This is a genomic window from Polyangium jinanense, from assembly GCF_028435265.1.
Classification (GTDB): domain Bacteria; phylum Myxococcota_A; class Polyangia; order Polyangiales; family Polyangiaceae; genus Polyangium; species Polyangium jinanense.
Window position 1 is genome coordinate 584,373 of sequence record NZ_JAGTJK010000001.1, and the last position, 18,020, is coordinate 602,392.

General features: G+C 68.8%; 20 protein-coding genes. 11 read left to right on the top strand and 9 right to left on the bottom strand.

Annotated elements, in window-relative coordinates; genetic code table 11:
• The first annotated feature begins 53 nt into the window (after positions 1-53).
• Positions 54-812 carry an outer membrane protein gene (locus tag KEG38_RS02440; RefSeq protein WP_272417332.1) on the top strand — a complete coding sequence of 253 codons (759 nt, stop codon included), beginning with the start codon at positions 54-56 and terminating at the stop codon, positions 810-812.
• On the opposite strand, the gene guaB is transcribed toward KEG38_RS02440, so the two are convergent.
• Positions 800-2,251, bottom strand: coding sequence for an IMP dehydrogenase (guaB, locus tag KEG38_RS02445; RefSeq protein WP_272417333.1), 1,452 nt, complete (start codon positions 2,249-2,251; stop codon positions 800-802). The two genes, KEG38_RS02440 and guaB, sit on opposite strands and share 13 nt — an antisense overlap.
• Before the next feature lie 232 nt (positions 2,252-2,483).
• Between guaB and KEG38_RS02450 the strand changes: the two genes are divergently transcribed.
• The 3 genes from KEG38_RS02450 to KEG38_RS02460 all read left to right on the top strand — a co-directional run bounded on the left by KEG38_RS02450 (position 2,484) and on the right by KEG38_RS02460 (position 6,533).
• Positions 2,484-3,995, top strand: coding sequence for a serine/threonine protein kinase (locus KEG38_RS02450; protein WP_272417334.1), 1,512 nt, complete (start codon positions 2,484-2,486; stop codon positions 3,993-3,995).
• A 94-nt stretch (positions 3,996-4,089) separates the two neighbouring features.
• Positions 4,090-5,049, top strand: coding sequence for a PEGA domain-containing protein (locus KEG38_RS02455; protein ID WP_272417335.1), 960 nt, complete (start codon positions 4,090-4,092; stop codon positions 5,047-5,049).
• The gene (locus KEG38_RS02460; RefSeq protein ID WP_272417336.1) at positions 5,049-6,533 is read left to right on the top strand and encodes an SBBP repeat-containing protein; all 1,485 of its coding nucleotides are present in this window, start codon (positions 5,049-5,051) and stop codon (positions 6,531-6,533) included. The genes KEG38_RS02455 and KEG38_RS02460 overlap by 1 nt, the downstream gene beginning before the upstream one ends.
• On the opposite strand, the gene selD is transcribed toward KEG38_RS02460, so the two are convergent.
• Complete coding sequence (selD, locus tag KEG38_RS02465) at positions 6,511-7,563, bottom strand: selenide, water dikinase SelD (RefSeq protein WP_272417337.1); 1,053 nt, start codon at positions 7,561-7,563, stop codon at positions 6,511-6,513. The two genes, KEG38_RS02460 and selD, sit on opposite strands and share 23 nt — an antisense overlap.
• A gap of 23 nt (positions 7,564-7,586) precedes the next feature.
• Positions 7,587-8,981, bottom strand: coding sequence for an ABC1 kinase family protein (locus tag KEG38_RS02470; RefSeq protein ID WP_272417338.1), 1,395 nt, complete (start codon positions 8,979-8,981; stop codon positions 7,587-7,589).
• 181 nt (positions 8,982-9,162) lie between these two features.
• Between KEG38_RS02470 and KEG38_RS02475 the strand changes: the two genes are divergently transcribed.
• A complete protein-coding gene (locus KEG38_RS02475) occupies positions 9,163-9,660 on the top strand; it encodes a cysteine hydrolase family protein (RefSeq protein ID WP_272417339.1) in 498 nt (165 codons plus the stop codon).
• 42 nt (positions 9,661-9,702) lie between these two features.
• Here KEG38_RS02475 and KEG38_RS02480 read toward each other — a convergent pair whose 3' ends face one another.
• A complete protein-coding gene (locus KEG38_RS02480) occupies positions 9,703-10,104 on the bottom strand; it encodes a VOC family protein (protein WP_272417340.1) in 402 nt (133 codons plus the stop codon).
• A gap of 210 nt (positions 10,105-10,314) precedes the next feature.
• Positions 10,315-11,073 carry a hypothetical protein gene (locus tag KEG38_RS02485; RefSeq protein ID WP_272417341.1) on the bottom strand — a complete coding sequence of 253 codons (759 nt, stop codon included), beginning with the start codon at positions 11,071-11,073 and terminating at the stop codon, positions 10,315-10,317.
• Positions 11,074-11,155: 82 nt separating this feature from the next.
• Between KEG38_RS02485 and KEG38_RS02490 the strand changes: the two genes are divergently transcribed.
• The gene (locus KEG38_RS02490) at positions 11,156-11,620 is read left to right on the top strand and encodes a GNAT family N-acetyltransferase (protein WP_272417342.1); all 465 of its coding nucleotides are present in this window, start codon (positions 11,156-11,158) and stop codon (positions 11,618-11,620) included.
• On the opposite strand, the gene KEG38_RS02495 is transcribed toward KEG38_RS02490, so the two are convergent.
• Positions 11,589-11,936, bottom strand: a complete 348-nt coding sequence (locus KEG38_RS02495; protein WP_272417343.1) for a hypothetical protein — start codon at positions 11,934-11,936, stop codon at positions 11,589-11,591. The genes KEG38_RS02490 and KEG38_RS02495 overlap by 32 nt on opposite strands.
• A 95-nt stretch (positions 11,937-12,031) precedes the next feature.
• On the opposite strand from KEG38_RS02495, the gene KEG38_RS02500 reads away from it, so the two are divergent.
• From KEG38_RS02500 to nadA, 4 genes are read left to right on the top strand one after another with little or no spacing between them, the layout of a single operon-like run.
• Positions 12,032-12,718 carry a thioredoxin domain-containing protein gene (locus tag KEG38_RS02500; RefSeq protein ID WP_272417344.1) on the top strand — a complete coding sequence of 229 codons (687 nt, stop codon included), beginning with the start codon at positions 12,032-12,034 and terminating at the stop codon, positions 12,716-12,718.
• Positions 12,718-13,317 carry a 2-hydroxychromene-2-carboxylate isomerase gene (locus tag KEG38_RS02505; RefSeq protein WP_272417345.1) on the top strand — a complete coding sequence of 200 codons (600 nt, stop codon included), beginning with the start codon at positions 12,718-12,720 and terminating at the stop codon, positions 13,315-13,317. Before KEG38_RS02500 ends, KEG38_RS02505 begins: the two co-directional genes overlap by 1 nt.
• Positions 13,314-14,246, top strand: coding sequence for a 1-acyl-sn-glycerol-3-phosphate acyltransferase (locus KEG38_RS02510; RefSeq protein ID WP_272417346.1), 933 nt, complete (start codon positions 13,314-13,316; stop codon positions 14,244-14,246). Before KEG38_RS02505 ends, KEG38_RS02510 begins: the two co-directional genes overlap by 4 nt.
• An 8-nt stretch (positions 14,247-14,254) precedes the next feature.
• Positions 14,255-15,208, top strand: a complete 954-nt coding sequence (nadA, locus tag KEG38_RS02515; RefSeq protein ID WP_272417347.1) for a quinolinate synthase NadA — start codon at positions 14,255-14,257, stop codon at positions 15,206-15,208.
• A gap of 27 nt (positions 15,209-15,235) precedes the next feature.
• Here the strand turns inward: nadA and KEG38_RS02520 are convergent, their stop codons facing one another.
• The 3 genes from KEG38_RS02520 to KEG38_RS02530 form a co-directional block, all read right to left on the bottom strand.
• The gene (locus KEG38_RS02520; RefSeq protein ID WP_272417348.1) at positions 15,236-15,661 is read right to left on the bottom strand and encodes a response regulator; all 426 of its coding nucleotides are present in this window, start codon (positions 15,659-15,661) and stop codon (positions 15,236-15,238) included.
• Positions 15,662-15,835: 174 nt separating this feature from the next.
• Positions 15,836-16,486, bottom strand: a complete 651-nt coding sequence (locus tag KEG38_RS02525; protein ID WP_272417349.1) for a deoxynucleoside kinase — start codon at positions 16,484-16,486, stop codon at positions 15,836-15,838.
• Between the two features lie 16 nt (positions 16,487-16,502).
• Complete coding sequence (locus KEG38_RS02530) at positions 16,503-17,345, bottom strand: hypothetical protein (protein ID WP_272417350.1); 843 nt, start codon at positions 17,343-17,345, stop codon at positions 16,503-16,505.
• A gap of 109 nt (positions 17,346-17,454) precedes the next feature.
• Here KEG38_RS02530 and KEG38_RS02535 point away from each other — a divergent pair, with 109 nt between their 5' ends.
• Entirely contained in the window at positions 17,455-18,000 is a 546-nt protein-coding gene (locus KEG38_RS02535) for a DUF4920 domain-containing protein (RefSeq protein WP_272417351.1), read from the top strand.
• The last annotated feature ends 20 nt before the right edge of the window (positions 18,001-18,020 follow it).

Below are 18,020 nucleotides of genomic sequence, written 5' to 3' on the forward strand. Positions count from 1 at the left end.
CAAGCATCGTCCGTCCTTGCCAACGAAGAAATGTCCAGCGTAAGCCTCGGGGCATGTTCCCGCTCTCCCTGAAGGCCCAGAAGGCCCGTGCGTTTGGCGCAGCCGCGCTCCTCGTGTCCCTCCTCGGTGCCGAGCAGGCGCGTGCCCAGGCCGCCCCGCCGGCCCAGCCGAAGAAGCCCCGACAGACCGGGGTCGACCTCTCGGCCTCGGTCGGCGGCGCCGTTCGCCTCGGCGACGCGCCCCTCTTCCCGGTCGCGCAGCGCGGCGGGGGCATGTTCGGCTTCGGACTCGCCTACCTCCTGCACCCCATCTGGATCGGGCTCACGTACGAGCACGTGGGCCTCGGCCGCGAGGAGAGCGGTGTCGTCCCCTTCGGCGCCGTTCACATCGCTCGCTCGACCGACACCGTGTGGGCCTCGCTCCGCGTACGCCTCTCCGGACTCGAACCCGTCGTGCCGTTCTTCGGCGCAGGTCTCGGCGCCGTGTGGCAAAGCGCGCACGCCGATGGCGTCGTCCTCGTCGATGGAGGGCTGCGCGGCGGACAGCCGTTCTCCTGCTCCGCGCGGGACAGCCTGAACCTCGGCATGCGCGTCGGCGCGGGCGTCGAGGTGCCGATCGGGAAAACCGTCTCGTTCACCGGCGAAGGATCGTTCGACGCCTACCGCCTCTCGAGCGAAGTCATCGAGGGCTGCGCGCCCGGCGCAGGCACGACGAACTCGCTCCTCTTCCGCGTGGGCCTGCTCTACCGCTTCGATCTCACCGAGGGCCGCGACAAGCCGCTGCCCCCGACGAGCGCTCGTCACGTGCGGTAGTTCGGCGCTTCTTCCGTGATGATCACGTCGTGCACGTGGCTCTCGCGGAGCCCTTGCGACGTGATGCGCACGAAGCGCGCCTTCTGCCGGAGCTCGGCCACCGTCGCGCAGCCCGTGTAGCCCATGCCCGAGCGCAGACCGCCGACGAGCTGGTAGACGATCGAGCCGAGCGAACCCCGGTACGGCACGCGGCCCTCGATGCCCTCGGGCACGAGTTTTTCGTCGGCCGCGCCGCCCTGCCCGTAGCGATCCTTCGAGCCCTTGCGCATCGCGCCGAGCGAGCCCATGCCGCGGTACACCTTGTAGCTGCGGCCCTGGTAGAGCACGAGGTCGCCCGGCGCCTCGTCCGTGCCCGCGAAGAGCGAGCCGACCATCACGCTCCACGCGCCCGCGGCGAGCGCCTTCGTCACGTCGCCCGAGTACTTGATGCCGCCGTCCGCGATGATCGGGATGCCGTGCCGATCGGCCACGCGCGCGCAGTCGGAGACGGCCGTGATCTGCGGGACGCCCACGCCCGCGACGACACGCGTCGTGCAGATGCTGCCTGGCCCGATGCCGACCTTCACCGCGTCCGCGCCCGCGTCGACGAGCGCCTCGACCGCCTCGGGCGTGGCCACGTTCCCGCCGACCACGTCGATGTGCGGGAAGCGGTTCTTCACGCGCTTCACGGTCTCGAGCACGCCACGCGAGTGCCCGTGCGCCGTGTCCACGACGAGCACGTCGACGTTCGCCGCCGCGAGTGCCTCCGCGCGTTCGTCCGAGTCCGGCCCCGGGCCGAGCGCGGCGCCGACGCGCAGGCGACCGGCTTCGTCCTTCAGCGCGTCGGGGTTTCGATCGGCCTGCAGGAGATCCTTGATCGTGATGAGACCGATGAGCTTGCCGTTCTCCACGACGAGCAGCTTTTCGATGCGATGCGCGTGGAGCAGCTCCTTCGCGCGGTCGTTCGAGACGCCGGGCGGCACCGTCACGAGCTCGCGGGTCATGAGCGCGCTGACGGGTTGATCGAGGTTCTTTTCGAACCGGATGTCGCGCGCGGTCAGGATGCCGACGGGCTTGCCGCCTTCGACGACGGGCACGCCGCTGATGTCGTGCTCGTTCATCACGCCGAGCGCGTCGCGCAGCGACTCGTCGGGGCGCACGGTCACGGGCGCGGTGATCATGCCGCTCTCGGCGCGCTTTACGCGCTCGACCTCGCGCGCTTGCTGCGCGACCGTGAGGTTCTTGTGGATGATGCCGAGGCCGCCGGCGCGCGCCATGGCGATGGCGGTGCGTCCTTCGGTCACCGAGTCCATCGCCGCGCTGATGAGCGGGATGTTGAGCGGGATGCGGCGGCTGAAGCGCGCCCGCACGTCCACCTGGTTCGGCAGCACTTCGCTATAGGCCGGGACCAGAAGTACGTCGTCGAAGGTCAGGCATTCGCGGAGTTTGTCGTCGAGCATCACTTCCTCGGCAGGCGGCGGGTCTAGCGCGGCCCCGCCGCGAACGCCACGGATCCGGCGGCACCCCTGTGTCGGTGCCCACGGCATAAGGGTAAATATTTGTAAGAGCTGCGGAAAATGATCAGCCGAGCGTGCTCGTTTCCCGCAGGTTGGGCGGACTCGTGCGAGACGAGCCGGGCGGCGCGGCGCGGCTATTGAAAGCGGAACACCGCGCGCTTAGAAGGAAGATCCCTTGGCGGAACCGGATGCGGGGCTGCTCGCCCCCGGCAAGATCTTCCACGGCCATTACGAGGTCGTGCGTTGCGTCAGCACCGGCGCCATGGGCGCGGTCTACGAGGTCATCGACCAGAAGACGCTCCGCCGCCGCGCCCTCAAGGTGATGCTGCCCGGCCTCGTCGGCAGCCCCGAGATGCGCGAGCGCTTCAAGCTCGAAGCCACGGTCACTGCCGACATCGTCAGCGAGCACATCGTCGAGACGTTCGACGCCGACGTCGATCAAGCGACCGGCGCGCCCTTCCTCGTGATGGAGCTCCTGCGCGGCGACGACCTCGCGAACGTGCTCGGCGACCGGGGAAAACTCTCGCCGCCCGAGATCGTCCTCGTGCTCTCGCAGGCCGCGCGCGCGCTCGACAAGACGCACGCGGCGGGCATCGTGCATCGCGATCTCAAGCCCGAGAACATCTTCATCACGTACCGCGACGACGGCACGCCCCGCATCAAGCTGCTCGATTTCGGCATCGCCAAGGTGCTCGCCTCCGGCCAGCACGGCGGCATCAAGCAGCAGACGATCAACCTCGGCACGCCGCCGTACATGTCGCCCGAGCAGATCCTCGGCGAGGGCACGATCGATCATCGCGCCGACCTCTACGCGCTCGCCCACATCGCCTACGCGCTGCTCGTCGGCGAGCCGTACTGGCTCGAAGACAGCCGCAAGCTCGAGTCGCTCTACACGCTGCTTCTGCACATCGTGGAGGGCGCGAAGGAGCCGGCCTCGGTGCGCGCGCGTCGCTACGGCGTCGAGCTGCCGCAGGCCTTCGATGCATGGTTCGTCCGCGCGACGTGGCCCAAGCCAGATGGGCGGTTCGCGAAGGCTTCCGACCTCGTCCTCGCCCTCGCGCAAGTGCTCGGCGTTCCGCTCGACGCGCGGCCGATGACGTCGACCGGCGACTGGGATCTCACGGCGACGGGGACCCGCAAGCTCGCGGGTGGGCTCTATCGTCCGCCCGTGCCGGGCGCGCCTTCGTCGAGCCCCGTCATGCCCGCGCCGGTGCCACCGCTCCCGCCCGCGCCTGCGCTCCGTCCGCCGGGCGCGGCGCCGTACGGGCCGTACTCCAGAGCGGCGATGGCGAGCCCGGATGCGCCGCCCGCGAAGAAGTCGAACCGCAAGGCGATCGGGGCCGTGCTGCTCGTCGCGTTCGTCGTGGGTATCGGCGTCGCGGCGATCGTCCTGCGCCTCTCTGCACCGGTGACCGCGACGGCCGCGGGCGGCGTCGCTGCGACCGTCGCGCCCACCGTCGCTGCGGCGACGCCCGAGGCCCGCGCACCTTCGAGTGCCGCGACGGTGGAGGCGCCTCCCGCGGCGACGACTGCGTCGCCTGCGCCCTCGTCGGCGAGCGCCATCACGCCCGCCGCCGCGACCACGGGCAAATCGGTGAGCCCGACGCCGACCACGAAGACGAACCCCACGCCCAAGGCAGGCACGACGAAGCAGCAAACCGGGTATGATCCGCTCCGTGAGCTCTGAGCCACGCGGACCCCTCGCGCCTTCGTGCCCAGACGTCGCTCGCTCCCCGCGGAAATCCCGCTCAGCGGGCGCGTTTCGTGCGCGCATCGGATCCGTGCTCGCCGCGTGTCTCGTCGCGCCGCTCGTCCTCGCGCCGGTGAGGACTGCGCAGGCGCAGAACGCGTCGGTCCCCGATCCCGCGGCCGCCGCGCTTTTTCAGGCGGGCCGGGATCTGCTCGATCGCGGCAACTGGAAGGAGGGCTGCGCCAAGTTCGAGGCGAGCATGATCCTCTACCCCGCCGCGAGCACGCTGCTCAACATGGCGCGATGTTACGAGCACGAAGGAAAGCTCGCGCTCGCCTGGTCGGCCTACCAGCGCGCGCTCGTGCTCAACCGCGAAACGCAAGGGCAGGAGCGCAAGCGCGCGCTCGAGGACGTGGCGCGCAAGGGGCTCGCGAAGATCGAGCCGCGCCTGCCGCGCATCAAGATCGCCGTGAGCGGCAGCGCGCCTCCGGGGCTACGCATCACGCACAACGGCAAGGACGTGCCCGTCGCGATGCTCGGCACGATCCTCCCCGTGGATCCCGGCCCGCAATCGATCAGCGCCGACGCGCCCGGCTACGAGCCGTTCACGCAGACCGTGGAGGTTGCCGAGGGCAAGGTCGTCGACGTCGCGATCGCGCTGCGCACCGACGCGGAGGCCGCGGGTGGCCGGCGCATTCCGATCTGGGCGTGGGCAGCCGGGGGCGCGGGCGTCGTGCTGCTCGCGGGCGCTGCAGCGTTCCGGATCGATCAGGCGTACGTCGAGGGCAAGCAGTCCGGCATCTGCGGCGGCGACGTCACGAAGCATTGTCCCTCGCAGGCCGCGTACGACCCCGCGGACGACAACAGCCGCAAGAACCGCGACAACGCCCTCTTCATCGGGCTCGGCATGGGCGGCGTGGCCGCGCTCTCGGCGGCCGTCGTTGGGTTCGTCACGGCGCCGAAGACGGGCGTGCCGCGTACGGCGAAGCTCACGACGTGGCCGTGGGTCGGCCCGGACGGCGCGGGCGCGGGGATCGGAGGTCGTTTCTGATGAAGCGCACGAACCTTGCTCGGCTCGGGATCGCCCTCGCGATGATGATCGCCTCGTTCGGCTGCGCGGCGCCGGACGCCGTTCCCGGCGACGGCGGCGGCAACACGGGGCCCACGACGGGGCCGGGCGGGCCTTCGACCGTCGTCGGGACCGACGTCGCGTGGGCCCAGACCTTCGGCGACGCGGCCGCCACCGCGCAACGCGCCCGCGACGTTTCGTTCGATCCGCAGAGCAACACGCTCGCCGTGACCGTCGAGTTCAACGTGGCGCTCGACGTCCCGGGTCTACCCATGACGCCGCTCATGACCTCGGGCGGGACCGACGTGCTCGTCCTTCGCTACCCCGCGGATGGCAGCAGCGTCCCGCTCTGGGGCGCGCGTGTTGGAGGCACCGGCGAGCAGGCGAGCGTGTCAGCCGCGATCGACGTCGCGGGCAACGTCGTCGTTGCCGGCGCCTTCCAGGGCAACCTCGATCTCGCGGGCACACAGCTCAACGCGGCCGGCGTCGACGTGTTCCTCGCGAAGCTCGATCCGCAGGGCACGCCGCTCTGGGTCAAACAGTTCGGCGACGGGGACATCCAGATCGCGACGGACGTCGCCGTCGACGACGAGGGCAACATCATCGTCGTCGGCTACGCCAAGGGCGCCATCGATTTTGGCCTCGGCCCCGTCACGCCCCTGTCCGACCAGGATCTCTTCGTCGCCAAGTTCGATCCTGCGGGCACCAACGTCTGGGCCCTCCGCCCGGGCCGCGCCGCGGACCTCGACTACCGCAACCCGACGATCGCCGTCACGCACGTGGGGGAGGGCAAGGTCGCGGTGACCGGCGGCTCCGAGGGGCTCCTCGCGTTTCCGCCGCTCGCGCTCGCGCCGAAGGGGGCGGGGGACGCGTTCCTCGTCGTCATCGACGCGGAGGGCAAGGGAGTGTGGGGCGAGTCGTACGGCGTGATGGGCACCCGGCAACGGGGCTACAGCGTCGCGGCCGGCAGGGCCGGCGAGGTCGTGATGACCGGGGACATGTCGGGCACGGTGAGCTTCGGCGGCGTTGATCTCGAGAGCGGTGGCGGCGCGGACATGTTCGTCGCCCTCTACGATCCCGCGGGCAAACATCGCTGGAGCCGCCGCTTCGGAGGCGCTGCCACGCAAAGCGGACGCGGCGTTGCGATCGACGGCGACGGCAACGTCCTCGTGACGGGCCTCTACGCGGGCGCGCTCGAGTTCTTCGGGGAAAACGCGTTCGTGAACGTCGACGTCGTGGACTCGGCCTGGGACGGGTTCGCCTCGAAGCTCGATCCGACGGGAAAGGTCGTCTGGGCCATGAGCTTGAGCGGACCGCAACAGCAGGTCCCCGCCTCGATCGCCGCCCTTTCGGACGGCAGCGCCGTCGTGTCCGGCTGGTACGAGACCGAGCTCTCGCCGAGCGGCTCTCAGGCGCTCCCGGGCACCGGCGACGCGGACGGGTTCATCCTGTCGCTCGCGCCGTGACGCGGATCTTCCCGGCCGGCCCCTCGTCGAGCCTGCCCACGATCGCCCCTGCCGGCGTGCCGCGCGCTTCGAGCTCGGCGACGAGCTGATCGACGCGCGAAGGCTCCACCGCGATGAGCAGCCCGCCCGAGGTCTGCGCGTCGGAGAGCACGAGCTCGGCGGGTTTGTCGATCCCGTCCTCGTACGTCACGTGGTCCTTGAGGAAGCGCCAGTTTGCGTGTGTCCCGCCGGGCGCGATGCCTTCGCGCACGTAGGTCCACGCCTCCTCCACGACGGGCACCGCGTCGAGCCACACCGTCGCACCGCAGCCGCTTGCGGCCACCACGTTCCGCAGATGCCCGAGTAGCCCGAAGCCCGTCACGTCCGTCGCCGCGTGCACGGATGCGGCCGTCATCGCCTCGCAAGCCGCGCGGTTCAGCGTCGACATGAGCCGGATCGCCTTCCCGATCGCGCCGAGCGCGTCCTTGTTCTGCTTCGCCGCCGTCGTCAGGATCCCGATCCCGAGCGGCTTCGTCAGCACGAGCAGATCACCCGGACGACCTCCCGCGTTCGACACCACGCGATCCGGATGCACCACGCCCGTCACGGCGAGGCCGTAGATCGGCTCGTCCGTCTTGATCGTGTGACCACCGACGAGATCGATCCCCGCCTCGCGTGCCTTCTCGGCTCCGCCACGCAGGATCTCCGCGAGGATCGAGGCGTCGAGCGTGTCGTCGGGAAAGCCCACGAGGTTCAGCGCCGTCAGCGGCCTCCCGCCCATCGCGTACACGTCGCTCAGTGCGTTCGTCGCGGCGACCGCGCCGAAGTCGTACGGATCGTCCACGACGGGCGTGAAGAAGTCTGTCGTCAGCACGAGCGCCGTGTCCGCCGAGAGCCGGTAGACGGCCGCGTCGTCCGCAGTGCTCGTCCCGATCATCACGTTCGGATCGCGGATCGGCGGCAGCCCTCGCAGGAGCGGGAACAGGTAGCCGGGCGGATGTTTCGCTGCGCAGCCGGCGCGCTTGGCGACCTGCGTGAGCCGTACGGTCATGGTTCGTCCCTCGATGAGGTGGGCTAGGCAGGAATGGGGTGCACCCCGTCGCGGATCCAGCCCTCGCTGATGTTGCGGAACGACGCCTCCGTGCCGAGCCCGGCCATCACCGAGGCGAGGCCCCATTGCAGGCGGTTCACGAACGTGAAGTCCTGCGGCATCTTCGGCACGTGCGGGATGTTCGGGATCGCCTCGCCTTCCTTGAAGGCCAGGCTCTTGATGCCGCGCGCGAGGTACTGCACCGTCTCGCGTGATTTCTCGCGCGAGCAGACCCAGGTGCCCTTCGTCGTGAGCGGCATCATGAGCTCCATCGTGTAGCTCCGATAGAGATCCCAGGTCTCGTCGTTCGGGTCGTAGCCGAGCACCTCGATGCACGCGCGATCGAACTCGACCCAGTCGTTGTCGATCGCGGCGCGCATGTACCGCTTCATGTCGTTCACGAGCTCGGGCGGCAGCATCTTCACGCAGCCGAAATCCAGGAACCAGACCCGCCCGTCTGGCAGGAAGCGGTAGTTGCCCGGGTGCGGATCGGCGTAGAGCGCGCCGTAGCGGAGCATCGACCGGAACGTGAAGCGCCAGATCGCCTCGCCGGCGCGGTTGCGCGCCTCCTGGCTGCCTTCCTTGCAGAAGTCGGCGTACGGCGCGCCGTCGGCGAAACTCGTGGTGATCACGCGCCTCGTCGTGAGCGAGTGATGCACCTCGGGGATCAGGATGTCCGGCACGTCCGCGTTGAGGCGGCGGAACAGGTCCGCCATCTCGGCCTCGCGCCCGTAGTCGAGCTCGGACATGAACACGGTCCGGATCTCGTCGAGCGCCTGCTTCGCGTGGAACTTGCGCGAGAGCGGGGCGATCATCGTCTCGAGCAGCGCGATGCTCTTCAGGTCGTTCTCGATCGCCTTGTCGATCCCGGGGTATTGCACCTTCACGGCCACGCGCGCGCCCGACTTCGTGACGGCGCGGTGCACCTGACCGATGCTCGCCGCGGCGAACGGCTCGCGCTCCCACTTCTCGAAGACCTCCTCGGGCGGCGCGCCGAGCTCGGTCTTTATCATCTGCGCCGCGGACTCGGCCGAGAGCGGCGGCGCCTTGTCTTGCAGCTTCTTCAGCGCGGCCTGGAATTTGTCCTCGTGGCCGGGCGGGGCGAGGCCGTCGATGTAGCTCGCCATCTGGCCGAGCTTCAGGGGCAGGCCTTTCATCTCGCCGAGCGTCTTCAGCATGGCCTCGGCGGTCTTCTTGACCTCGGCGGCCATGCGTTCTTTTGCGGCGGCCTCCTCGTCCTCGGTGCGAGGGCTCTTCGAGAGCGCGCGTTTCGCGCCTTCGAGGGCGAAGGGGATCGAGCGCGGCGCGAGGCTCGCGAGCCTCGCGATCCGGCCGAGCCGGGAGGTCGGCGGCTTGTCCTTGGGCTTTTCGTCGGCCATGCGGGGGCGGGGCGCGGCGCCTTGGGGCGCTGCACCGTTACTTGGGCTTGGTCGACCAGCATCGTCAAGGGAGATGGCTGCTCGCGCCGAGGAAATCGTGCCGTAGACGGCCAAAGGCCCGCTGCGCTACCGTTGCACCCCCGTGAGCGGCCGCGCATGCGGCTGCGGCGAGGAGCACCCGATGAAGCCTGCCCTTCTGGTCATCGACGTACAAAAGCAATTTTTCGACGAAAGCCCCGAGACGGCTCGCTCGCTGAACGCCGCGATCGAGTACATCAATGCCGCGATCGCGCTCTTCCGCGCGAAAAACCTGCCCGTGGTCTGCGTGCAGGATGTGGACGAAGAGGACAAGCGGGTCCCGGGCGCTCCGCACTTCGACGTGCCCGAGAGCGTGAAGGTCCTCCCGTCGGATCTCCACATTCACAAGACGTACGGCAATTCGTTCAACAAGACGCCCCTCGCGGGCGCGTTACGCGAGCTCGGCGTCGATACCGTCATCCTCACCGGGTATTGCGCCGAGTATTGCGTGCTCTCCACCTATCGCGGCGCGCAGGATCACGACTTCACGCCGATCGTGCTTCGTGGCTCGCTCGCGAGCGGCGTCGCGGAGAACATTGCCTTCGTGGAGCGTATCGGCGACGTCATTTCTTATGGGGCGTTGAAGAAGGTCCTCGGTTGATCGTCCGAACGACGAGATCGCGTCGTCCGAGATCCGTGCGGCTTACGGCGCGGCCTTTGGATCCATCCACGTCACCTCCCAGTGGTGCCCGTCGAGGTCCTCGAAGCTCCGCTGGTACATGAACCCGTGGTCCTCCGGCGGCCCCGCCTCCTTGCCGCCGCCGGCGAGCGCCTTCTCCACCATCGCGTCCACCTCGGCGCGGCTCTCGCACGAGAGCCCGAAGGCCCCCTCCACGTGCGTCGCGGTGTCGCAGATCTCCTTTTTGGTGAACGTCTTGAAGAACGTCTCGACGAGCAGCATCGCGAAGGCGTGCTCGCCGATGAGCATGCAGGCGGCCGTCTCGCCCGTGAACTTCGGGTTGAACGTGAAGCCGAGGGCCTTCCAGAACGCCACGGTGCGATCGAGGTTCTTGATGGGCAGGCTGACGAAGAGCTTGTGGGACATGGGGTTGTCCTCCTTGTTGCTCCATGGACCCACCGCCCGCGGAGAAATCATCGGTCGCGCGAAAAAATCTTCGCGCCCTCCTCCGGCAGCTCCAGCGTGTCGCCTCCTTGCCGGAGGCTCGCGGCTGAGCCTTGGGGACGTGTCGCCTCCTTGTCGGAGGCTCGCGGCTGAGCCTTGGGGACGTGTCTCGTCCTTGCTCGCGTCTCGGCGTCAGCCCTCGCCGCTGGACGCGTCCTTGTCCGTCGCCTCGTCCTTGGGGCTCTTCCCTGTCCGCGCAGACTGCTCGCGCGTGCTCTGGAGCTCGTCGAAGAAGGAGAACACCTGCGTGTCGAGGTCGCGGGGCAGGCTCGTGTCGTGTGCCATCTCGTCGGCGAGCGCGGCGCGGAAGCGGTTCAGAATGCCGATCGTCGTGGTGCGCACCGCGAGGGCCTGGGTGGGGATGGCGCCGCTTCCGAGGAGGGAGCGGTCGCTGAGGAGCCTGCCGAGCCTGTCGCCCGCGTCGACGAACGCCGTGGCCCAATCGAGGAGGGTGGCGCCCTCCGGGGCGGGGACGGGAATGGCGGCGAGGTCGTCCTTCAGGGTATCGAGCGCTGTGCGATTCTTGTCGGCCGCGGCGGCCTCGGTCGCATAGGTCGCACGAAGGACGTTGAGGCGGGGGACGAATGCCTCACGGATACGGTGGGCCTTCGCCTTGAGATCGGGGGGGGCGAGGGGGAGGCGGAGAATGGCCTCGGCCTGGTAATAGATCGCCTCGCCGAGGCCGTCGTGATTTCCGTCGGTCTCGGCGAGGTCTTGCGCGAGCGGCCTGCCGCCGGTGAGGGCGTCGGGGAGCTTTTCGATCTCGGCGAGCTTTTTCGCGAGCTGTGGGGCGTAGAGCTTGCCGCTGTTCGAGAGAAGCAGCTTGGGGTTGCGCTCGTTCAGCAGATCGCCGAGCGCGAGCTTGAGGTCGCTGAGAAGGAGGTTGCGCATGTGGGGCAGGAATGTAGGTCAAGGAACTCTGAAGGGCAACACACTTCTTGACACGATGCGCGATAAACTCGAAGGTTCCCCGGTGATTCGTTCTCCCCGCACCTCCGACATCAAAGCCGTCTTCGCCGTCGAGCGCGACGTCTTCGGCACGCACGTCTATCCGGACTTTTTCTTCCGGCAGGCCCTCGACCTCTGGGGCGATACCTTTTTCGTGGCCGACGGCGAAAACGGCGCGCTCGACGGCTACGTCATCGGAGCCCCGTGCCACGAGCCTGGCGTGATGTGGGTCCTTTCGCTCGCCGTTCGAGGCGCGTCACGAGGGCGCGGTATTGGCAAAGCGCTGATGCAGGAGGTCCTCGCGGCCATGAAGGCCCGGGGCATCACCTCGGCCAAGCTCACGGTGCATCCGGACAATGGGGCCGTGACGCTCTACCAGAACCTCGGCTTCGAGATCATCACGAAGGACCCGCATTACTTCGGCGAAAACGATCCCCGGCTCGTCATGGAGCTCCGCTTCACGGGAGCACTTCGATCGAATCCGGCGTGAGAATGGGCAGCTCGCCTTGAATGAGGCATTGCTCCTCTGGCCCGCACTTGTGAATCCGGAGCTTGCCCCGCACCCGCACGCGTTTCCCCACCATCGTCGTCCGCCAATCGCGGCCTAGCTTCTCTTCGAGCACGTCGTGCGGAAGCAGCACGTCGGCGACCGCGCCGAACCCCTTGCTCGCGTGAAGCTCCCCCTCGCGCGTCTCGACACCCTTTTCCGTCCGCTGCGGATTGGACGCGGCTGTGGGCTCCTCGGCCACCGGGGGCGGATTCGTCGCCTCGCGACAGCCCGGCGTGAACACGATCCCGAAAGCCACAAAGTACAGGGCGAAACGACGTGAAACGGCGCGCATGACACCCATGATGTCGAGCGCGCCCGCTCGTCGCAAGCAGAGTATCCTGGCATCACAGGATGAATCCGCTCGAACGGATCAAACGAGGGCTCGTGATGCGGGCCGTGGTCGCGGCCGAAGACGCCGCGCTCGGCCACGCGCTCCGGGTGCGCCTGCGACACGCGCTAGGTCGTCCGGCGCGCGTGGAGCTTTATTTCGCCTTCGATGACCCCTGCGCGGCCGTGGCCTTTCGCCCGCTGCGCGACGTGCTCCGCCGTCGTTTCGTGCACGTTTCGCTCTTCCCGCTGGTCTCGCGTGGCATCGAGAACGACCCCGCTGCGGCCCATCGCGCGCCGTACGCGCTCGTCGATGCGCGGCGCCTCGCGCGTCGAACCGGCCGCGTCCTCGAGCGGTCCGAGCCGATCTCCGCCGCATCGATAGCCTACCTCGCACGCCTCACCGAGTCGCTCCGCAAGGGTCCGCATCAAGCCGACTTCGCCGAAGCCGCGCTCGATGCCGTCTGGTTTGGCGAGCGCCTGCCCGCGCCGAGCGACATGCACGCGCTCTTCCAGCGCATCACGGGCGCCTCGCCGTCGAGCACCTTTCGCAACGATGCGGCGCTCGATCGGGCGCTCGCGAAAAACCACGCGCGCCTCGTGGAGCGAGGGCACTGGGAGTCGCCCGCGTGCTGGGTCGAGGGCGCGTGGTACCTCGCGCACGAGCGCATCACGCAGATCGACGAGCGCCTCGCGAAGGACGGCTTCTGATGGATCGCGAGGTCGAGCTCTTCTTCTCGTTCCGCTCGCCGTACTCGTACCTCGCGGGGCCACGCGCGTTCGCGCTCCCCGAGCGGTACGACATCACGCTCGTCTGGCGCGGCATAAGGCCGATGGCCATGCGCGGGCAACCTCTCCCGCTCGCGAAGCAGCTCTACATCATGCGCGACGCGACACGCGAGGCGCGCCGGCTGGGTTTGCCCTTCGGGAACATCTTCGATCCGCTCGGGGAAGGTGTCTGGCGGTGCCTCACGATCGCCGAGCACGCGGCCGAGGTCGGACGCGTCGGGCCCTTCGTGCTCCGCGCGACGCGCGCCATCTGGTCGGAGGGCGCGCGCGTCATTCACGACGACGTGCTGCGCCCGTTGTGCGAGGAAGCAGGCCTCGGGTGGGACGCGTGCGCCCTGGCGATGGCGAATGCTTTGTATCGAAAGCGTGTGGAAGCCTCGACCGCGCGGCTCGAAGCCCTCGGCCACTGGGGCGTGCCGACGTTCGTGTTCCGCGGCGAACTCTACTGGGGTCAGGACCGCATCGAGGATCTCGAATACGACCTGCGCGAAGCGGGGCTCGAAAGGAGAAACGCGCCGTGACTACCGCGCACGCCGCCGACCTCGCCGAGGTCCTCCACATCGCGCGCGCCGAGATGGCCGGGCATCTCGCGAAAGATCGTGGCCCGCTCGCCCATCGAGCCGCCGCGTGGGTCCTGCACCCCGCGGCGCTTGCGCTCGCGAAAAACCTCGTCGCGTTCGACCACGACCTCGCGCGCCTCGGCTCGCTCCGCCGCGCCTCGCTCGGGATGCTCGATCGATACGGCGTGCGCGCGCGCATCCTCGACGCCTCCGGCGGCCTGCACGACCTCGCCGCGCGACGTGCAGCTTTGCCCGAGCGAGGCCCATTGCTCATCGTGTCGAACCACCCCGGCCTCTACGATGCCCTCGCGCTCTTCTCGGCCGTGGGTCGCGACGACCTCGCCGTCATCGCCGCCGCGCGTGATCTGCTCTTCGCCTTGCCCCACGTGCGCAAGCACCTCCTCTCCGCGCCGCCCGACGCGCGCGCCGGCCTCACGCTCCGCACGGCCGCGCGTCACCTCACCCGCGGCGGCGCGCTCCTGCATTTCCCCGCGGGCCGCATCGAGCCCGACCCGCGTCTCGTTTCTCCCGGCGAGAGCGCGCTCCACGCCTTCCAGCCCGGCCTCGACGCGCTCCTTGCGCTTGCTTCCCGCGCGCGACCCGACCTCGTCGTCGTGCCCGTGATCGTCTCGGGTGTCGTCTCGCTCCGCGCGCGCGCCGTCGCCTCTGCGCTTGCAGGCCGCGCGGGTTTGACCGACGCCTTCGTGCCGCTCCTTCAGCTCACGCTCCCAGGTTTCGACGACGTCGACGTGCGTGTCACGATCGGCCCCGAGCTCGACGTCGCTTCGCTCGGCGCCGAGCCCTCCGCGCTCCTCCGTGAGGCCCTCGAACGCCTCGCCCGCGACGCGTCGCACCCCCCTGGCGCGGCGCCCGCGGAGCCTCTACGTTGAGGCCCACGATGAGCGAAACCGTCCGAGGCAAGATCGACCCGAGCCTCGATCTCGAGGCCGAGATCGTGCGGCTCAAGAAGGAGCGCAACGCCGTGCTGCTCGCCCACTACTACCAGGAGGGCGACATCCAGGATCTCGCGGACTTCCTCGGCGACTCGCTCCAGCTCGCTCAGCAGGCGAAGAAGACCACGGCCGACGTCATCCTCTTCGCGGGCGTGCACTTCATGGCCGAGACCGCGAAGATCCTGAACCCCGATCGCATCGTCGTCGTGCCCGACCTCGAGGCCGGATGCTCGCTCGCCGACGGCTGCCCGGTCGACAGGTTCCGCGCCTGGCGCGCGAAGTACCCCGACGCCGTTTCGATCACGTACATCAACTGCACGGCCGAGGTGAAGGCCGAGAGCGACTACATCTGCACCTCGTCGAACGCCGAGAAGATCGTCCGCGCGATCCCCGAGGACAAGGAGATCCTCTTCGCGCCCGACAAGAACCTCGGCCGCTGGCTCGAGCAGAAGACCGGCCGGAAAATGCGCCTCTGGCAGGGGAGCTGCGTCGTGCACGAGACCTTCAGCCTGCGCAAGATCATCGCCCTCCGCGAGCAACACCCCACGGCCAAGCTCATCGCGCACCCCGAGTGCGAGGAGCCGCTCCTGCGCATGGCCGCATTCATCGGCTCGACCACTGCGCTGCTCAAGTACACGCAGACCGACGACGCCGAGGCTTACATCGTCGCGACCGAGAGCGGCATCGTGCACCAGATGCGCAAGGCCTCGCCGCACAAGACGTTCATCGAGGGGCCGCCCGAGAAGAACTGCGCCTGCAACGAGTGCCCCTTCATGCGCCTCAACACGATGGAGAAGGTCTACCTCGCGCTGCGCGACCTCGAGCCCCGCATCGAGATGCCCGTCTCGCTACGCGAGCGCGCACGCGTGCCGATCGACCGCATGCTGGCGCTTTCCTGAACGCGCCGGACCGGCGCTGCTTCGAGCTCAAAGCTTCTGTGAAGCGTCCCGCTTCCCGGTCGCGAGCCTGCGCACGAGCGCGCGTAGCTCCGACGGGTCGTAGGGTTTTTCGAGGAGAAGGTTCTCCACGCGCGCGAAGAAGGCGCGCACCTCGCTCGTGAACGCGACGCCCGTGAGGAACACGATCCGCTTCGCGACCTCGGGCGCCGTCTCGAGCAACCGCTCGTAAAGCTCGAACCCGTTCATCCCCGGCATCCGCACATCGCACAGCACCACGTCGAAGCGCGCGCCCGCCTCCACGGCCGCGAGTGCTTCGAGCCCGTTCGACACCGCGATCACCTCGTGCTCGTTCCCGAGCAGCCGCCGGATCGAAGTCACGATGAACGGCTCGTCATCGACGAGCAGGACGCGTGACCGCCGCGCGGAGCCCCCTTGTTCCGCCGTCGTTCCCATCGTCGTGCCAATGAACCCCACTCAAGCTCCAGGAATTCCATTACGTCGCCCATCACAGGGCATTGCGCAAGCGCCAAAGCACGCATGCGGCACTTTGCCACGGTGTGCCAATGGGTTGACGCCAGCGTTCCGTGTCGTAATGACACGCAATGGGGCAGCGGGCGGGCGAAATCTTCAGCCGAGGTGTTTCTCGATGGCGCGGATCACCTCGAGCCTGTCGAAGAGCCGCTCCACGTAGTCGAGCCGATCCGTCTCGATGACCATCTTCGGCGAGAGATCGTAGCGTGCGTGCCATTCCTCGTAGAGCTTGTCCAGCGCGGCGAGGTAGCTCTTCGGCACCTTTCGCTCGAAGTCGCGGCCCCGCTTTCGGATCCGCCGTACGAGCGTGGGCAGCGGACACCGGAGGTAGATCATCAGGTCCGGCGGCCGGATCTCCTCGCGCAGCGTCCGATAGAGGTCGTCGTACATCTGCCAGTCGCGGTCGTCGATGTAGCCGGCCCGATGCAGGTGCGCGGCGAAGATCTCGGCGTCTTCGTAGAGCGTCCGATCTTGCACGATCGGCCGGTGATCCACGGCCGCGCGGCGCACGACGTCGCGGTGGATGTGGAAGCGCCGGACGAGGAAGAAGAGCTGCGAGCTCATCGCCCAGCGCGACATGTCCCCGTAGAAGTCGGACAGGTACGGGTTCTCCTCGTTGGGCTCGAAGAACGGCACCATTCGGAACTGCTGCTCGAGCCATTTCACGAGGCTCGATTTCCCAGCTCCCATGTTGCCCGCCACCGCGATGATCCGGGGGCGCGCAGCGTCCCGAAGGCTCTCGCTCATCCCGTCCTCTGCCCCCTCAAAGCACGAGCGAAAGCCCGAGCGTCGTCACGAAACCCCCAGCAAACCTGGGGAAAGCTCCCACCGTCACGCGGCGCCCCGAAGCGTCGATCGCTTGCCCTTCGTCGACGTCGAAGGCCCGCCCTCGTTGCGCCGCCTCGGGGTAAAACGCCCCCGTGGTCTCGAGCTCGATCGCGAGCCACCGCGGCACCACGTCGAACGAAGCGCCGAGGCCGAGCGGGATCTCCACGAACGACCCGGCTCGCTCGCGCACGGGGAACACGCCTCCGCCCGGCGCCGTGACCGAGAACCGCCCGAGCTCGAGCCGCCCCCAGCCCGCGCCCGCCGACACCCACGCGCGCGCCCGCGGCGTGATGCGCCACGTCGGCATGAGGCGCAGGCCGAACGAGTACGTGTAGAACTCGACCTCGCCCGGATCACCGACGAGCCCGAGCGCGCCGGAAGGCAGGTTGAAGTCGCGTTCTGCGCGCACCGCGTACAGGCTCCCGCGCAGGTAGCTCGTGATGTCGACGCGCGCCCAGAGCCCCAGGCCCACGGACGTCGGATACCGCACGCCCGTGTCGCCGCTCGCGATGCGATGCACGAGCGCCACGCCTCCGCCGAAGTCGAGGTGCCGTGTGAACGGCGGCGATCCGATCTCGAGCGGAGGCAGCTCCTTCGGTCGTGGCGGCGGCTCGGGCGCCGGGGGCGCCGCCTCCGCCTCGCTGGGCTCCTCGGTTGCACTCGCGCCGCGCGCCGTTCCTGTCGCTCCGCCGAGCGCGAGCGTGAACGCCGCTGCGGACGCGAGCGTACGTCGGCCTTTTCGCCGTCGTTCATCGAGGCGCATCACCCGTGCTCGCATCGCGTGCACCTTGTAGCAAAGTTCGGGCACCTCGGTCGACCGACCGCGGCTTTGAGCGAGTTCGATCCCTTCTGGCACGCTCCCGAAATCTGCGGCACACTCCGCCCGCATGCACACGTCTCGGCTTTTCGTTTCGCTCGCAGGTCTCACCCTCCTTCTCGCGGCTTGCAGCAAGTCCGAAGCGCCTACGGCGACGCAGCCGGCCGATCATAAGCCGGCGGCCCTGCCGACGCAGGAGCCCGCGCAACCGCAGGGCGCGACGGCGGAGAGCATCAAGCCGCTCACGCAGAAGAAGTTCGGCCAGCCGGTGACGGAGACGAAGACGACGGCGCTCACGGATCTCACGAAGGAGCCCGCGAAGTTCGCCGAGCAGACCGTGCGCACCGAGGGCGTGGTCTCGGCGGTCTGCAAGTCGATGGGCTGCTGGATGGAGATCGCCGACACCACGGGCAAGGCGCACATCAAGATGGCGGGCCACAGCTTCTTCGTTCCGCGCGAGAGCTCGGGTCACCGCGCCGTCATTCAGGGCAAGGTCCTCGCGCCCGAAGGCGGCGACAAGGGCGTCTGCGGCGCCGACGATGGCTGCGGCCAGGGCGGCAGCGCCAAGTTGGCCCAGGTGAACATCGAGGCGACGGGCATCGAGTTCATCGATTAGTCCCGAGGGGGACGAATCGC

What these genes read in the sequence shown, in the direction of transcription:
- KEG38_RS02525 (WP_272417349.1), bottom strand. Translation starts at nt 16,486, where the DNA reads ATGAGCGAGAGCCTTCGGGACGCTGCGCGCCCCCGGATCATCGCGGTG.
- KEG38_RS02470 (WP_272417338.1), bottom strand. Translation starts at nt 8,981, where the DNA reads ATGGCCGACGAAAAGCCCAAGGACAAGCCGCCGACCTCCCGGCTCGGC.
- KEG38_RS02475 (WP_272417339.1), top strand. Translation starts at nt 9,163, where the DNA reads ATGAAGCCTGCCCTTCTGGTCATCGACGTACAAAAGCAATTTTTCGAC.
- KEG38_RS02485 (WP_272417341.1), bottom strand. Translation starts at nt 11,073, where the DNA reads ATGCGCAACCTCCTTCTCAGCGACCTCAAGCTCGCGCTCGGCGATCTG.
- KEG38_RS02440 (WP_272417332.1), top strand. Translation starts at nt 54, where the DNA reads ATGTTCCCGCTCTCCCTGAAGGCCCAGAAGGCCCGTGCGTTTGGCGCA.
- KEG38_RS02505 (WP_272417345.1), top strand. Translation starts at nt 12,718, where the DNA reads ATGGATCGCGAGGTCGAGCTCTTCTTCTCGTTCCGCTCGCCGTACTCG.
- KEG38_RS02500 (WP_272417344.1), top strand. Translation starts at nt 12,032, where the DNA reads ATGAATCCGCTCGAACGGATCAAACGAGGGCTCGTGATGCGGGCCGTG.
- KEG38_RS02460 (WP_272417336.1), top strand. Translation starts at nt 5,049, where the DNA reads ATGAAGCGCACGAACCTTGCTCGGCTCGGGATCGCCCTCGCGATGATG.
- KEG38_RS02535 (WP_272417351.1), top strand. Translation starts at nt 17,455, where the DNA reads ATGCACACGTCTCGGCTTTTCGTTTCGCTCGCAGGTCTCACCCTCCTT.
- selD (WP_272417337.1), bottom strand. Translation starts at nt 7,563, where the DNA reads ATGACCGTACGGCTCACGCAGGTCGCCAAGCGCGCCGGCTGCGCAGCG.
- nadA (WP_272417347.1), top strand. Translation starts at nt 14,255, where the DNA reads ATGAGCGAAACCGTCCGAGGCAAGATCGACCCGAGCCTCGATCTCGAG.
- KEG38_RS02520 (WP_272417348.1), bottom strand. Translation starts at nt 15,661, where the DNA reads ATGGGAACGACGGCGGAACAAGGGGGCTCCGCGCGGCGGTCACGCGTC.
- KEG38_RS02530 (WP_272417350.1), bottom strand. Translation starts at nt 17,345, where the DNA reads ATGCGAGCACGGGTGATGCGCCTCGATGAACGACGGCGAAAAGGCCGA.
- guaB (WP_272417333.1), bottom strand. Translation starts at nt 2,251, where the DNA reads ATGCTCGACGACAAACTCCGCGAATGCCTGACCTTCGACGACGTACTT.
- KEG38_RS02480 (WP_272417340.1), bottom strand. Translation starts at nt 10,104, where the DNA reads ATGTCCCACAAGCTCTTCGTCAGCCTGCCCATCAAGAACCTCGATCGC.